This is a genomic window from Lysobacter sp. H21R4, from assembly GCF_015277535.1.
Classification (GTDB): domain Bacteria; phylum Pseudomonadota; class Gammaproteobacteria; order Xanthomonadales; family Xanthomonadaceae; genus Novilysobacter; species Novilysobacter ciconiae.
In genome coordinates, this window is the sequence record NZ_CP063772.1 from 1,885,211 (window position 1) to 1,898,454 (window position 13,244).

The 13,244-nt window shown below is 61.1% G+C and carries 11 protein-coding genes; 1 reads left to right on the forward strand and 10 read right to left on the reverse strand.

What is annotated here, in order from left to right:
- Positions 1–66: 66 nt before the first annotated feature.
- A complete protein-coding gene (lexA, locus tag INQ40_RS08550; protein WP_194340104.1) occupies positions 67–753 on the reverse strand; it encodes a transcriptional repressor LexA in 687 nt (228 codons plus the stop codon).
- A 57-nt stretch (positions 754–810) separates the two neighbouring features.
- Positions 811–1,311, reverse strand: coding sequence for a CinA family protein (locus INQ40_RS08555; RefSeq protein ID WP_193983789.1), 501 nt, complete (start codon positions 1,309–1,311; stop codon positions 811–813).
- An 81-nt stretch (positions 1,312–1,392) separates the two neighbouring features.
- On the opposite strand from INQ40_RS08555, the gene INQ40_RS08560 reads away from it, so the two are divergent.
- A complete protein-coding gene (locus INQ40_RS08560) occupies positions 1,393–2,820 on the forward strand; it encodes a diguanylate cyclase (RefSeq protein ID WP_228481969.1) in 1,428 nt (475 codons plus the stop codon).
- A gap of 87 nt (positions 2,821–2,907) precedes the next feature.
- Here the strand turns inward: INQ40_RS08560 and INQ40_RS08565 are convergent, their stop codons facing one another.
- From INQ40_RS08565 to INQ40_RS08600, 8 genes are all read right to left on the reverse strand, one after another.
- Positions 2,908–5,502, reverse strand: a complete 2,595-nt coding sequence (locus tag INQ40_RS08565) for a TonB-dependent receptor (protein WP_194340105.1) — start codon at positions 5,500–5,502, stop codon at positions 2,908–2,910.
- Between the two features lie 186 nt (positions 5,503–5,688).
- The gene (tviB, locus tag INQ40_RS08570) at positions 5,689–7,011 is read right to left on the reverse strand and encodes a Vi polysaccharide biosynthesis UDP-N-acetylglucosamine C-6 dehydrogenase TviB (RefSeq protein ID WP_194340106.1); all 1,323 of its coding nucleotides are present in this window, start codon (positions 7,009–7,011) and stop codon (positions 5,689–5,691) included.
- A 100-nt stretch (positions 7,012–7,111) separates the two neighbouring features.
- Positions 7,112–7,588: a VanZ family protein gene (locus tag INQ40_RS08575; RefSeq protein WP_194340107.1), complete on the reverse strand. Its 477-nt coding sequence runs from the start codon at positions 7,586–7,588 to the stop codon at positions 7,112–7,114.
- A gap of 13 nt (positions 7,589–7,601) precedes the next feature.
- Positions 7,602–8,504: a UTP--glucose-1-phosphate uridylyltransferase GalU gene (gene galU / locus INQ40_RS08580; protein WP_194340108.1), complete on the reverse strand. Its 903-nt coding sequence runs from the start codon at positions 8,502–8,504 to the stop codon at positions 7,602–7,604.
- A gap of 22 nt (positions 8,505–8,526) precedes the next feature.
- Entirely contained in the window at positions 8,527–9,501 is a 975-nt protein-coding gene (gene galE / locus INQ40_RS08585; RefSeq protein ID WP_194340109.1) for a UDP-glucose 4-epimerase GalE, read from the reverse strand.
- A gap of 293 nt (positions 9,502–9,794) precedes the next feature.
- On the reverse strand, positions 9,795–10,787 hold the full coding sequence (locus INQ40_RS08590; protein ID WP_194340110.1) for a glycosyltransferase family 2 protein: 993 nt from the start codon (positions 10,785–10,787) through the stop codon (positions 9,795–9,797).
- Positions 10,784–11,608 (reverse strand): WecB/TagA/CpsF family glycosyltransferase, encoded by an 825-nt coding sequence (locus tag INQ40_RS08595; protein WP_194340111.1) that lies wholly within the window; start codon positions 11,606–11,608, stop codon positions 10,784–10,786. Before INQ40_RS08595 ends, INQ40_RS08590 begins: the two co-directional genes overlap by 4 nt.
- A gap of 104 nt (positions 11,609–11,712) precedes the next feature.
- Positions 11,713–12,984, reverse strand: coding sequence for an O-antigen ligase family protein (locus INQ40_RS08600; protein WP_194340112.1), 1,272 nt, complete (start codon positions 12,982–12,984; stop codon positions 11,713–11,715).
- Positions 12,985–13,244 lie beyond the last annotated feature (260 nt).

Genomic DNA, 13,244 nt, shown 5'->3' on the forward strand with positions numbered 1-13,244 from the left:
CGGTACGGCGGTCGGAAATAGCCTCACGCGTGCAACGGACAACCGGCAATGCGCACGACTGCGGCACTACCGACCCCGGCGAACGAGGCCGCAGTAAAGCCCTTCAATCGAGAAGTCCTGGTCGGGCGTGACCTCGATGGGCTGGTAGTCGGGGTTGCGCGGCAGCAGCCGGATGCGGTCCTTGCCGATTTTCAGCAGCTTGACGGTGATCTCGTCGTCGATGCGGGCCACCACGATCTCGCCGCTGCGCGCCTCGGGAGTGCGGTGCACGCCGATCAGGTCGCCATCGAAGATGCCTTCGTCGCGCATCGAGTCGCCCTGGACCTTGAGCATGTAGTCCGGGGACGGGAAGAAGATGTTGCGGTCAAGCAGCACGTGCTCGCCCACATTGGGGTCCGCGCCGATGGGTGCGCCCGCGGCGACCCGGCCGAGGACCGGCAACAGCAACGCGTCCTCCTCGCGCGCGCGGATGGCTGCGGAATCGACCGCGGCATCGACCCCGTCTCCGCCGTCGTCATCGCCGCCCAGCATCGCCACGCCGGAGGATGTCACCCGCAGGCCGCGCGCCTTGCCCGGCAGGCGCTCGATCGCTCCCGCCTGCTCCAGCGCTTCCAGATGGTATTGCGCGGCGCGGACCCCGGAGAATCCCATCGCGCGGGCGATCTCGGTCTGCGAGGGCGGCATGCCTTCGACCGCGATGCGGTCCGCGATCAGGGCAAGAATGGTGTGCTGGGTTTCGGTGAGTGCGTTCATTAGTAGTAATACTACTAACAAGCACTCACCCGTTACAAGTCAGCGAGCGGCAAAAACCTACATCGCCAGATCCAGCAGCCCGTGCAGCGCCGCCGCCACCGTCTGCCGACGCACCGCATCGCGATCGCCGTCAAAGTGGAACACCAGTGCGGTCGTGTAGCCGCCGCGTCGCTTCCAGGCGATCCACACGGTTCCGACCGGCTTGTCGTCCACGCCGCCGCCGGGGCCGGCGATACCGGTGACAGCGACCGCCAGGCTGGCGCCGGAATGCACCAGCGCGCCCGACACCATCTCGATCGCCGTCTCCCGGCTGACCGCGCCATGCTCTTCCAGCGTGATCGCCTGCACGCCGAGCATCGCCTGCTTGGCCTCGTAGCTGTAGGCCACCATGCCGCAGTCGAACCAGTGCGACGATCCGGCAATGTCGGTCATCGTCTTGGCGATCCAGCCGCCGGTGCAGCTCTCGGCAGTCGCCAGTCGGTGGTGGTTGTCCCGGGCGGCCTGACCCACCTGGCGCGCGAGTGCCTCAAGTGCCGCATCCGTAACGTCTTTGCTCATGGCGGCACTATACCGCCCACCTGCGTCACGATGATTCGCTCGACCCTTTAAAGGACAATGGCGGACCTTTCCACGCGCGCCATGATGAACACATCCTCGACCCGCAGCTCCACCGCGACCACGGTGCAGGACACCCAGGTCGCAGACGCCTGGCATGCATTGCTCGACGACGTGGCGCCGGAACAGGTGGCGCTGCTGCGCGAACTGGCGCATTCCGCGCCGCCGTCGCTGGCCGAGCACTTCTATGCCGGGATGCTGGATGACCCGCGCGCCAGCCGCTTCCTGTCGTCCGAGCAGGTGCAGAGCCGGCTCAAACCCTCGATGCTGCGCTGGATAACCAACCTGCTGACCTCCGGCCCTGACGACGTGGACGCGCAGATCGCCGAGCAGCGCCTGATCGGCGACGTGCACGCACGGATTGGCATCCCGGTGGACCTGGTGATCCGCGGCACGCGCATGCTCAAGCACCAGCTGTACCGGCACATCATCAATGTCGCGCCGCCGCCGTTGGCCAGCGCCACCATCGCGCTGGTCAGCGACCTGTTCGACCTGGCGCTGGAGATGATGAGCCACGCCTACTCCGTTGCCCGCGAGCGCTCGACCCGGCTGGACGCGTCGTACCGGATGTTCTCGCTGATCCAGAACATCGGCACCGAGCGCGAGCGCCAGCGCGCCCTGCTTCTGGACTGGGAGAACGCCCTGCTCTACCGGTACGCCAGCGCCCCGGTCGACGTTGGCACAGCGCCGCAGCTCGCCCAGTCCGAGTTCGGCCTGTGGTTCAGCCACAAGGGCCTGCCCAGTTTCGGCGACACCGCGGAGACGCGGCAGGTGTCGGCGCTGATCGCCTCCATCGATGATCTGGTCAGCAGTCCCGGGGAAAATCCGTCGACGTCGCTGCCGTCCATCCGCGCGCAGCTGGCCCAGACACGCGCGCTGATCGGCATGCTGTTCGACAACATCGGCGCGTTGGAGGCCGGTCGCGACGCGCTCACCAGCCTGCTCAACCGGCGGTTCCTGCCGACCGTATTGCGGCGCGAGGTGGCGCTGGCCAGTGAGTCCTCCGGCGGGTTCTCGGTGCTGCTGCTGGACCTGGACCACTTCAAGGCGATCAACGACGCACACGGCCACGACGGCGGCGACCGGGCCCTGCAGCACGTGGCCGCCAACCTCGCCCAGCACACGCGCAGCAGCGATTACCTGTTCCGCTTCGGCGGCGAGGAGTTCGTGATGGTGCTCGGCTCGGTGAGCGCGGATCAGGCGGTGGCGATCGCCGACGAGCTGCGCGAGCGCATCGCCGCGTCACCGGTGACGATGAGCGACGGCAGCAAGGTCCCGGTCACCGCCAGCATCGGCGTGGCAGTACACGACGGCCATCCGGACTACGAACGCGTCCTGGCACGCGCCGACGCGGCGATGTACCAGGCCAAGCGCAACGGCCGCAATAGGGTCGAGCTGGCAACAGCCGCGATGGTCGAGCCGCCGGGCAGCAGGCTGCTCTCGGCGCGCTGAGCCAAGCCCCGGTCGCACGCGCGCAAGCGAACCGGCAAAAAAAACCGCCGCCCGCATCGCTGCAGGCGGCGGCGCATTACCCGCAGATCAGTAGCGCACGCGCAAGGTCACGCCGTACATCCGCGGCGCGCCCAGGAACGCGTTCCACGAGCCGGGCTGGATCGGCGCGTCGATGCCGACCTGCTTGTAGGTCTCGTTGGTCAGGTTTTGGCCCCACACCTCGACCATCCAGCGCTTGTCCTGCCGGCCCAGGCCCAGGCGTGCATTCACCAGGCCGAAGCCGTCCTGCATCTTCTGCGGGTCCAGGTCCGAGCCGGTGTTGAACTTGGACATGTACTTGCCGCCGATGTTGAAGCGGCCCAGCAGATCGGCGCCCATGTCCCACTCATACGTCACCGAGGCGTTGCCCGACCAGCGCGGGGCGAAGCTCATGGTGTTGCTAGGCAGCAGCGCCAGGTCCGGGTCGGGCAGCAGGTCGTTCCCATACTCGGTCTGGGCGTAGGTCAGGCCGCCCTGCATGGTCAGCCCGCGCATGGCGGTCTGCCACATGACGTCGGCCTCGACGCCCTGCGACACCACCTCGGGGATCGAGCGCACCACGAAGCTGGTGCCCAGGAAGCTGTTGAGCTGGAAGTCGCTGTACTTCTGGTAGAACAGCGCCGCGTTGAACAGCAGGTTGCCCTCCATCCAGTTGGTCTTCAGGCCCAACTCGTAGCTGTCCACGAACTCGCCCGGGAAGGACGTGTCATCCACCGGGGTGATGCCCTGCACGCCGCTGGACAGCCCGTTGGCCGATTGCACGCGGTCCAGGTTGAAGCCGCCGGCCTTGTAGCCGCGTGCGGCCGAGCCGTAGGTCATCACGTCGTCGGACCACTTGTAGGCCAGCTTGAACGTGCCCGACCACTCCTTCTCGGTGCGCGACTGGGTGACGTCGCGGCCGTCGTGGGCGATGTTGGCCCACGGCAGGCACATGTAACCGGCGATGGAGGGCGCAACCGCGGGCACCAGGCCGGCCAGCAACTGCTGCTGCAGCGCCGGCGGCAGGCTGCCGAACCCGTTGATGCGTCCGGCCAGCGCACCGGCGACACGCGCCGCCGGGTTGGCCAGCGTCGCCCCGCACGCCGCGCTGCCGTTGGGGTTGTCGTAGAGGGTGTGCAGCTTCTTCTTCTCGTGGGTGTAGCGCAGGCCCACGGTGATATCCAGCTGGTCGGTGGCGTGGAAGGTGTTGTTGGTGAAGATCGCCGTGCTCTTGGCGTTCTGGCGGTGCTCGTCCAGCGAGCCCAGGCCGCGGAAGTTCGTGCCAAAGGGCTGGCCGCTCACCTGCGACAGGAACAGCGCCGGGTTGGACTGGTCCACCGTCAGCCCCAGCGGTGCCAGCTGCGCCGCAACCCCGCCAAGCACCTGACTGCCGACCAGCGTGGACAGGTAAGGCTCATAGGCCGGACCAAAGCGGTAGGAGTCGTTGCGGGTCAGGTCCTCGTCGGAATAGAACAGCCCGACCATCCAGTCCACCCGGTCGCTGGAACCGGTCATGCGCAGTTCCTGGCTGAAGGTCTCGAACTGGGTCAGCGACTCGTCCTCGTCCGGCGCGCGGTAGAGGATGTCGGCGGCGCTGTAGTCGAAGTCCAGGCCGTTGATGGCCTTCCAGTCGCGCATCGATGTGATCGAGCTGATGGTCGCGCCGTTGGCCCACGGCGACACCCAGTCGATGTTCATCGCCACGCCCTTGTCCTTCAGGTCCTGGCTGGTGGAGCGGTTGGCGTAGCCCAGCCGGCGGTCCAGGTCCACGACCGGGATCACTCCCTCCCCGCCCGGGGTCAGCGCGTTGATGATCGCGGCGGTCGGCCCACGATCGGTGGTCACGGTGATGCAGCAGTTTTCCTCGCGGCTGCTGAAATCCCCGACGAAGTTGATCGACAGGTTGTCCGTCGGCTCCAGCAGCAGCTGGCCGCGGAAGGTGTGGTAGTTCTGGTTGCCGTCGTCGTCCTCGGTGCGCGGACCGGCGCCGAACCTGACGTCGTCCACGCCGTCGCGCTTGCGCTTGCTGGCAAACACGCGGAACGCCGCGTTCTCGCCCAGCGCATCGTTGTAGGCACCGGATACACCGAACAGGCCGTAGTTGCCGACGGTGATCTCGCCCTCCGCGCTCTGGGTGTAGCTGGGGCGGCGGGTGATCACGTTGATCACGCCGGCGGAGGTGTTCTTGCCGAACACCGTGCCCTGCGGGCCCTTCAGCACCTCGATGCGTTCCACCTCGCCCAGGTCGCCAAAACCGACGCTGTTGCGCGAGCGGTACACGCCGTCGATGACTATGCCGACCGAGGACTCCAGGCCCGCGTTGTCGCCCACCGTGCCGATGCCGCGGATGCGCGCGGTGGTCTGCGCCGCACTCTGCGTGCTGGTCACCGTCAGGCCGGGCACCAGCACCTGCATGTCCTTGATGTCGTGGACGCCGCTGTCCTGCAGCAACTGCTCGTCGAGCACGTTGATCACGATCGGTACGTCCTGCAGCGCTTCCTCGCGCTTCTGCGCGGTAACCGTGATGCCCGAAAGCGTGGTGGCGCGCTGCTCCGGCGCATCCCCGCGGACTTCCTGCGCCGTAGCCGGCGCAGAGGCCAGCGAGGCCAAAGCCGACAGAACCGCGACGCCGAGCAATGCGCGTGCTGGCTGAACTACTTCCATGGTGTCCCCTCCCGGATGGGTAGCAATAAAAAACAGTGGCGCGGGACGCCCCTGCAGCTGACCGGACGTGGGGGACTCCGGTCACAAAAGCCGCGCTTGATGCCCGCAGGTGGAAGCTAGCACGTTCCATACGCAATGGAACTGTGTCGCACTTTGGCGGTGACGCTTTCCTTAAACGCCCATCCGCTACAGCCGACCGTCCACCGCCTCCCGCGGCAACACGTACTTCACGTCATAGATGACCGAGTCGAGCTTGCCAAATGCGCGGATCCCGTCCGCTCCCAGCTCGCGGAACTCGTCATGGCCTACCGCGACGATCATCGCGTCGTAGGTGCCGTGCTCCGGGGCGACCATCACCAAACCGTATTCTTCCAGTGCGTGCGCGGCGTCGACCCAGGGGTCGCAGATGTCGACCTGGGCGTTGTACCCCTTGAGGCCGGCAACGATGTCCACCACGCGCGTGTTGCGCAGGTCCGGGCAGTTTTCCTTGAACGCCAGTCCGAGGATCAGGATGCGCGCGCGCACCGGATTGATGCCCTTGTGGACCAGCAGGCGGATCACTTCGCTGGCCACATACGCGCCCATGCCGTCGTTGGTGCGGCGTCCGGCGAGGATGACGTCGGGGTGATGGCCGACTTCCTGGGCTTTGTGTGTCAGGTAATACGGATCCACGCTGATGCAATGGCCGCCCACGAGCCCGGGCCGGAACGGCAGGAAGTTCCACTTCGTCCCGGCCGCTTCCAGAACCTCAAGCGTGTCGATGCCGAGTTTGTTGAACAGGATCGCAAGATCATTGACCAGCGCGATGTTGAGGTCGCGCTGGGTGTTCTCGATCACTTTGGCGGCCTCGGCCACCTTGATGCAGCTGGCCTTGTGGGTGCCCGCGGTGATGACGCTCGCGTACAGCGCGTCGATGAAGTCCGCCGCTTCGGGCGTGGATCCCGAAGTGACCTTGAGAATGTTGGTCACCCGATGCGCCTTGTCGCCCGGGTTGATGCGCTCGGGTGAGTAGCCCGCGTAGAAGACCCCGCCACCGTTCGTCGCCCCCGTGTCGGCGCGGCAATCGCTGGCGAACCGCAGCCCGGACAAACGCTCCAGGATCGGCACGCAGACCTCCTCGGTGCAGCCGGGGTAAACGGTCGACTCGTAGATCACCGTATCGCCGTCGCGCAGGACGCTGCCAATCGCTTCGCTGGCCGCGATCAGGGGCGTCAGGTCGGGCCGTTTGGCTGAGTCAATAGGCGTGGGCACAGTGACGATGTAGACATTGCAGGAGGCGATGTCTTCCAGCCTCGTGGTGAAGCGCAACCGGGTGGCCGATGCCAGCAGCTCCGGTTCCACCTCCAGGGTGCTGTCGTGGCCCGCTGCCAGCGCGTCGACCCGTCCGGCGTTGGTATCGAAGCCGACCGTCCGGTACTGCTTGCCGAACTCCACTGCCAGTGGCAGGCCGACATACCCCAGACCCACGATGGCAATGTGGACCATCTCCTGCGAAAAATGAGGTTGCATTATTAAATTCCCAAAGAAACATATTCCGGAGCAACATGCGGCCGGACCAATTATGACGCAGCTAAAGACAACTCCATACCAAAATAGGCGTCAAGCCGATTCAACGCCGAGTCCTTTCCAAAAGCTTGCGAGCCGCGAATGTCACCTCCGCCAGGAGCAGTCCGGTACCGGCGGCGAACACATTGATGCACACGTCATCTAGACGCACCTCACGCGCGGAGGTCAGCCCTTGACTCAACTCTGCCGCCACGGCCAATACCAGCAACACGGCTATCCCGAGCCATCCGCGTAGATCGCGGCGCAGGAGGCGTAGCAGCAGCGCGAGCCAGACAAAGATCAAGAAATGGACCGCATCCGACAGGTCCCACGACACGCGCGCCGCGATGGCCTCCAGCGACGCCATCCCGCCTGGGCCGGCTGCGGTCTGCAGCCATGCGGTCGGCAGGAACAGCAACGCCGAGATCGCCAGTGCCGACATCACCAGCAACGCCCGGCCGGGCCGCCGTCCGCTCCCCCGCCCCAGCCACAGGCTGACGCCCACGGCGAGCGCCAGCAGCACGCCATCAGTGAGGGTCATGAATGCCGTCGCATCAATGCTCCACCACACCCATCTCGGCCAGCGCCTGCTGCATGGCAACGACGGTCGCGGCGCTGAGGGCCTCGTGGTCCAACGCGAATCGGATGGTCGCCTCGATCAGGCCCAGGTGGGTGCCGCAGTCGAAGCGCGTGCCTTGGAAACGGTATGCCAGCACCGGATGGATCGGCAGCAACTGCGATATCGCATCCGTCAGCTGGATCTCGCTGTCCTTGCCGGGTGCAAGTCCCTCCAGCAGGTCGAATATCCGTGCGTCCAGCACATAGCGACCGACTACCGCCAGCGTGCTCGGGGCGACGCCGGGGGCGGGCTTTTCCACCATCGACGCGATGCCGCCGTGGCGGTTGTCAAAGCTCGGTGCATCCACGATGCCGTAGCTGCCGGTCATCGCGCGCGGGACATCCTCTACGGCAATCACGCTGCTGCCGCTCTGCTCAGCCAGGTCGGCTATCTGACTCAGCGCGCCAGCCCCGTTGCGGTGCCAGATCAGGTCGTCGGGCAACACCACCGCAAACGGCTCATCCCCCACCGCAGCCCGGGCGCACAAGACCGCATGGCCAAGCCCCAACGCTTCAGCCTGGGTCACAAAGACCGCACGCACGCCCTTGGGCAGCACATCGCGGATCAACTCCAGCTGCGCGATCTTGCCGGCTTTCTCCAGCTTGTGCTCCAGCTCGTAGGCCTTGTCGAAATAGTCCGCCACCGAGTGCTTGTAGCGGTTGGTCACGAACACCAGCGTGTCGCAACCGGCCTCGACGGCCTCGTCAACCGCGTACTGGATCAGCGGACGGTCGACAATCGGCATCATTTCCTTGGGCACGGTCTTGGTCGCCGGCAGGAAGCGGGTTCCCAGACCGGCCACAGGAAATACCGCTTTGCGGATGCGCTGATTCTTCATTTAATTCCCTTTGAATGCACTGTCAGTACGACTGTGTTTGATGCCAGCGCCAGGCGCTTTCGATGATCGGAGCCAGATCGGTATGGGCAGGCACCCAGCCGAGCTCGCGACGCGCCTTCTCACTTGATGCAACCAGCACCGCCGGATCGCCCGGTCGGCGCGGCGCAACCTCGTAGCGGATCTCCCGGCCGGTGGCGGCCTTTGCAGCATCGATCACCTCGCGCACCGAAAACCCCTTGCCGTTGCCGAGATTGAACGCGTGGGCGCCGTCATGGCGATCCATATAGTCGAGCGCCAGTTGATGTGCCTGGGCCAGGTCGTCAACATGGACGTAATCGCGCACGCAGGTGCCATCGGGCGTCGGGTAGTCGTCACCGAACACCTTCAGCGCCGGCCCGGTGCCAAGCGCGGCGCGCAGCACGTTCGGAATCAGATGCGTCTCCGGCTGGTGCGACTCGCCAATGCACGCATCGTCACTAGCGCCGGCGGCATTGAAGTAACGCAGCGCCACCGAGCGCAGGCCATAGGCCGACGACGCATCGGCAAGAATGCGCTCGACCATCAGCTTGCTGGCGCCATAGGGGTTGATTGGTGCCTTTGGATGGTCCTCGTCAATCCGCTCCCTCTCCGGTTGGCCGAACACTGCTGCCGTCGATGAAAACACCAGTTTGCCAATTCCATGCCGGCGCATTGCTTCCAGCAGGTTTAGCGTGCCGCTGACGTTATTGGCGTAGTACGCATAGGGCTGGCTAACTGACTCGCCGACCAGCGAGCGCGCGCAAAAATGCATCGCTGCATCAAACCGACGGCCGCCGAGCGCCCTTTCTATGGACGCAGGGTCAAGCAAATCCGCCTCCACCAGCTCACCCCCTTGAACGGCCTCGCGGTGCCCGGTCGATAGATTATCTAGCGTTGTAACCGAAACACTGCGAGCGACGAGAAATCGGGCCATATGGCTACCGATATAACCGGCACCGCCGCAAATCAAAACGTGCATTTAGGTCGTCACCGAAAAGGTATTGGTGGGGATAACTGTACGCCAACACTCTCCATCCACCCCCATAGCTCTCGACCTTTCAGACAAAAACGCGACTGAGAATAAGGGGACGAAGTCTCTCACGGATCGAGATACACATCCTGAGCGCGCCGGCTTCTTTGCCAAAAACAGCGACCGGCGAATTAGGCGTGAAGGATTAAACATTCTTTACAACGAAAAAGATGTCACCTAAAACAGAAGATTACCAACCAACGCAGCAACCTAACCCAAGGATGATCATCGACACCTAACCCTCAATACTGGCGTTTCACTCCCCGGATTAGTACGATGGAGTTCGCCAACTTGCGATATGCGCTCCGTGGCAAGAGAAATCTTAACCATTGGCGCACAACGATTCGAAGGGGTACTCCGGCGACAAAAATGGCCATCGACAAATCCCATAAAACCAGCCAAAACTTCCACTTCGGCTGGTAATAGGCTAAGACCGTCGCCCTATAGCCCAATTTAGCTTTTGCCGTCATTAATGGGGTGGAACGTCTCAACCATTCCGAAGGTGCAAGCGCGCCGGAGTGCCTAGAGGCGCGACCAGCTTCGAGTGCATCCACCCAAACTATAAGGGGCTTATCTATCATTTCAAATCGCACACCCAGATGGTGTGCTCGCAAACAGAAATCTAAATCCTGTCCCTTTCTAAGGGATGGGTCAAAAAGAATTTGTCTTGCCAGGAGTGTTCTCATCACGATTGTGGGAGTTGGCACAAATTGATTGCTAACAAATAGATACTCCCCCATATCCTCATCAACTCCGATACCCCTATCCGGCCGAACCCACAATCGACCCCCCACACCACGGTCCACATACGCTCTTGAATAAACGGCCTGAGCGCCGGTGGACTCAAGATAATGACTAACAATCTGCAGCTTCTCGGGTAAGAAGGCGTCATCTGAATCCAGAAATGCAACATACTTTCCACGGGCGGCTATGATTCCAGTGTTCCGGGCCGCACCGCCCCCACCGTTTCGCTGCCATAAATAAACGAATCTGGAATCTTCAAGCGAATCCACTTGAGAACGCAGCATGTCGCTATCTTCAGAACCATCATCGACGATGATGCACTCAAAATCTGAGAACGTTTGGGCGAGCACTGAATTCAACGAGGCCTGTACCTCGGCGGCCCGATTGTAACACGGTATAATAATGCTAAAAAATGGTTCTTTAGAACTCCAGCCATGTATATCCACACAACACCCATTATCGCTGCTTAGCGTTTCGATGTCAGACCTCATCGTCTATTGCGACCTGCATACCACGCATGCTTAATGACCAGCCACAGCGCATGGGGAGTTGTGGTGAGGTATCTGATAAGTAGCTGCCGAGGATTGGTAACCATCCGATAAACCCACTCAATATTCGCATTCTGCATCCAAAGCGGCGCACGACTATACGCGCCCGTAATATAATTGAAGCACCCCCCACACGTCACTACCCAAGCGGAATTCATTTGAGCTCTATTGCGCACACTGAAGGCCTGTTCGAGCGGCTTCCCGAGACCCACCCAAACTATATCGGCGCCCGACTTGTTTATCTCTGCCACGACATCACCCTCCTCGTCTAACGAGAAGTAACCGTCCCGCCTACCGGCAATTCGCAGCCCTGGGTAAATCCTGCTCAACTCGCTAGCACAAGCCCTGTTAATCTCTTCGGTACCCCCTAACAGATAGAAGGACCGGTCAGCCGAAACCGCGGCCTTCGCGATATCATGTATCAGATCAGTAGTGGCGCTGCGCTCCGCGATCGCAGCCGAACCGAGCCATCTAGAGACAGCCACTAAAAATCCTCCATCGGCGTGAATGAGATCGGCTTGAGCCATCAAATCGGCAAACTGCGATGATGAAGAATAGAGAGAAACGCCGTGGCCATTCGCGTCAAAAACCAGCCTCGGACTAACACCCCCGGGTGGAATTCCGTCCCGAATGGCGCAGTCGCGCATTGCCGCATCAACCAATTGGCCGCGAGATGCCGTGCAAATATCGATGCCTGCGAGTCGCGTGGTTTCCAACTTTGTCCAACCCGCCCCGTTAGCGCGCGCGGTAATATTATCCCCCATAGTAAGAACCCCAATTAAAATCTACGAAGAACAAGCTAGCATCCAGATTATCTCGCGGAACCATCGATACAGCATACGTAATGACCCTAAAAGGCCAAACTAATTCACCTTGAATACCTGCCTTTTAGGTTAAAAACATATGCAAACGAAACCCAAAATAGGATCGTTACAAACGAATTATGAATCAGAAAGACAGGTTCGGATAGCGACGTCAACAAAAGACCGAGAAAAAGTGCGATAAAAACGGCGTCTACACCATCAAGGCGTAGCAACAACAAGGCGCGCACCACGCTTCCAAGCGCCAAGATAATGGCGCCACAAATTAAAGATGCATACAGAAGACCCAAATCCAAAGCCAAATCTAGAAAACCATTGTGAGAATGCGAGACAGCATATCCAAAAAGTCTTGACACATAGAACGAGGCGTACTCGTCCGTTCTCCAAAACGCGGCGAATCCGTACCCCAGTATCGGCCGATCCGCAATAGCCCGTTGCAGATAGCTCCATATCTCAGTGCGGCCCGTAAGAGTAACATCACGCCCGAGAATACTATCGATGCCGCCACCGGTTATTGTAATCAATACGATAGCTAACCCGAACATCGCCGCCACCAGTACTGTAACAACGCGAATCGGAGCTGACATTCTCGACACCGTCAGCACAAGAAAATAGGATAGAAGTGCAACTACACTCGATAGCATGGCTGTGATCGACTGACTGAAGGTGATGCTGAGCGCGCTTGATGCTACTGCTAGAAATGCGAATCTAAAAGATATTGATCCAGATCGTCGCATATATATGGTAAACAGGAGCGCCACCCAAGCATACATCCCCAAGACGTTCTTCTGAGCGTATACACCCCTGGCCGCACCCACGTAAGCGTTCTCCATTCTGGCCCAGTCCGCGCCGAGAACGTAGAATAGCAGGGAGGCTATAACTGGAATGGCGCAAGCAAAAAACACCGATTGAATCCACCGCTCCCTTCCCAGCACGGCAAAAACAGATATTCCGAATAGGAGATTTGCCCCTAATGAATACGTCCGTCTCAATGTCACTTCGCCGTTAACAGACCAAATCGTTGAAATTAAACAGAAGGCAACTAAAGCCAAGCCCCACGCAACGAGGCGCTTAACGTTGCAATTGACTTCTTTTCCTCGAGATTTAACTGATTGAAAGTGCTTAGCGAAAAACATCCCGCCAATCGTCAATTGCAGAACTGATACCGCCGCCCAGAATAACTGAGCAATCGGAGTGCCTTCGCTATCACCCGTGGATTCGCCTAAAAAGAGAAACTGACTTATCAACACCCCCTGGGTTGCGACGAAAATAATTATTGCAAACGCGAACAAATGATTACGATTAATCATCAGATGCATTTCTGTGAACTCGCCTGATATCGCTCAATTGCGTTATCAAAAATGTTCTCGAGCTTAGCTACTTGCAACTTTGCGTTATAGGATTCTTTCGCGACCCTTTGCGCTGCGTCGATTTGACATTGATCGGTAGACAGGAGGGATTCAACTATTTGCTTTGCCATGTCCTCTGGGGAATCACTTGGCACTAACCGGCCGAATCTACCGCCGCCGAGAACTTCAGTCAGGCCGCCGGTGTCTGTCGCGACCACGGGGATGCCTAG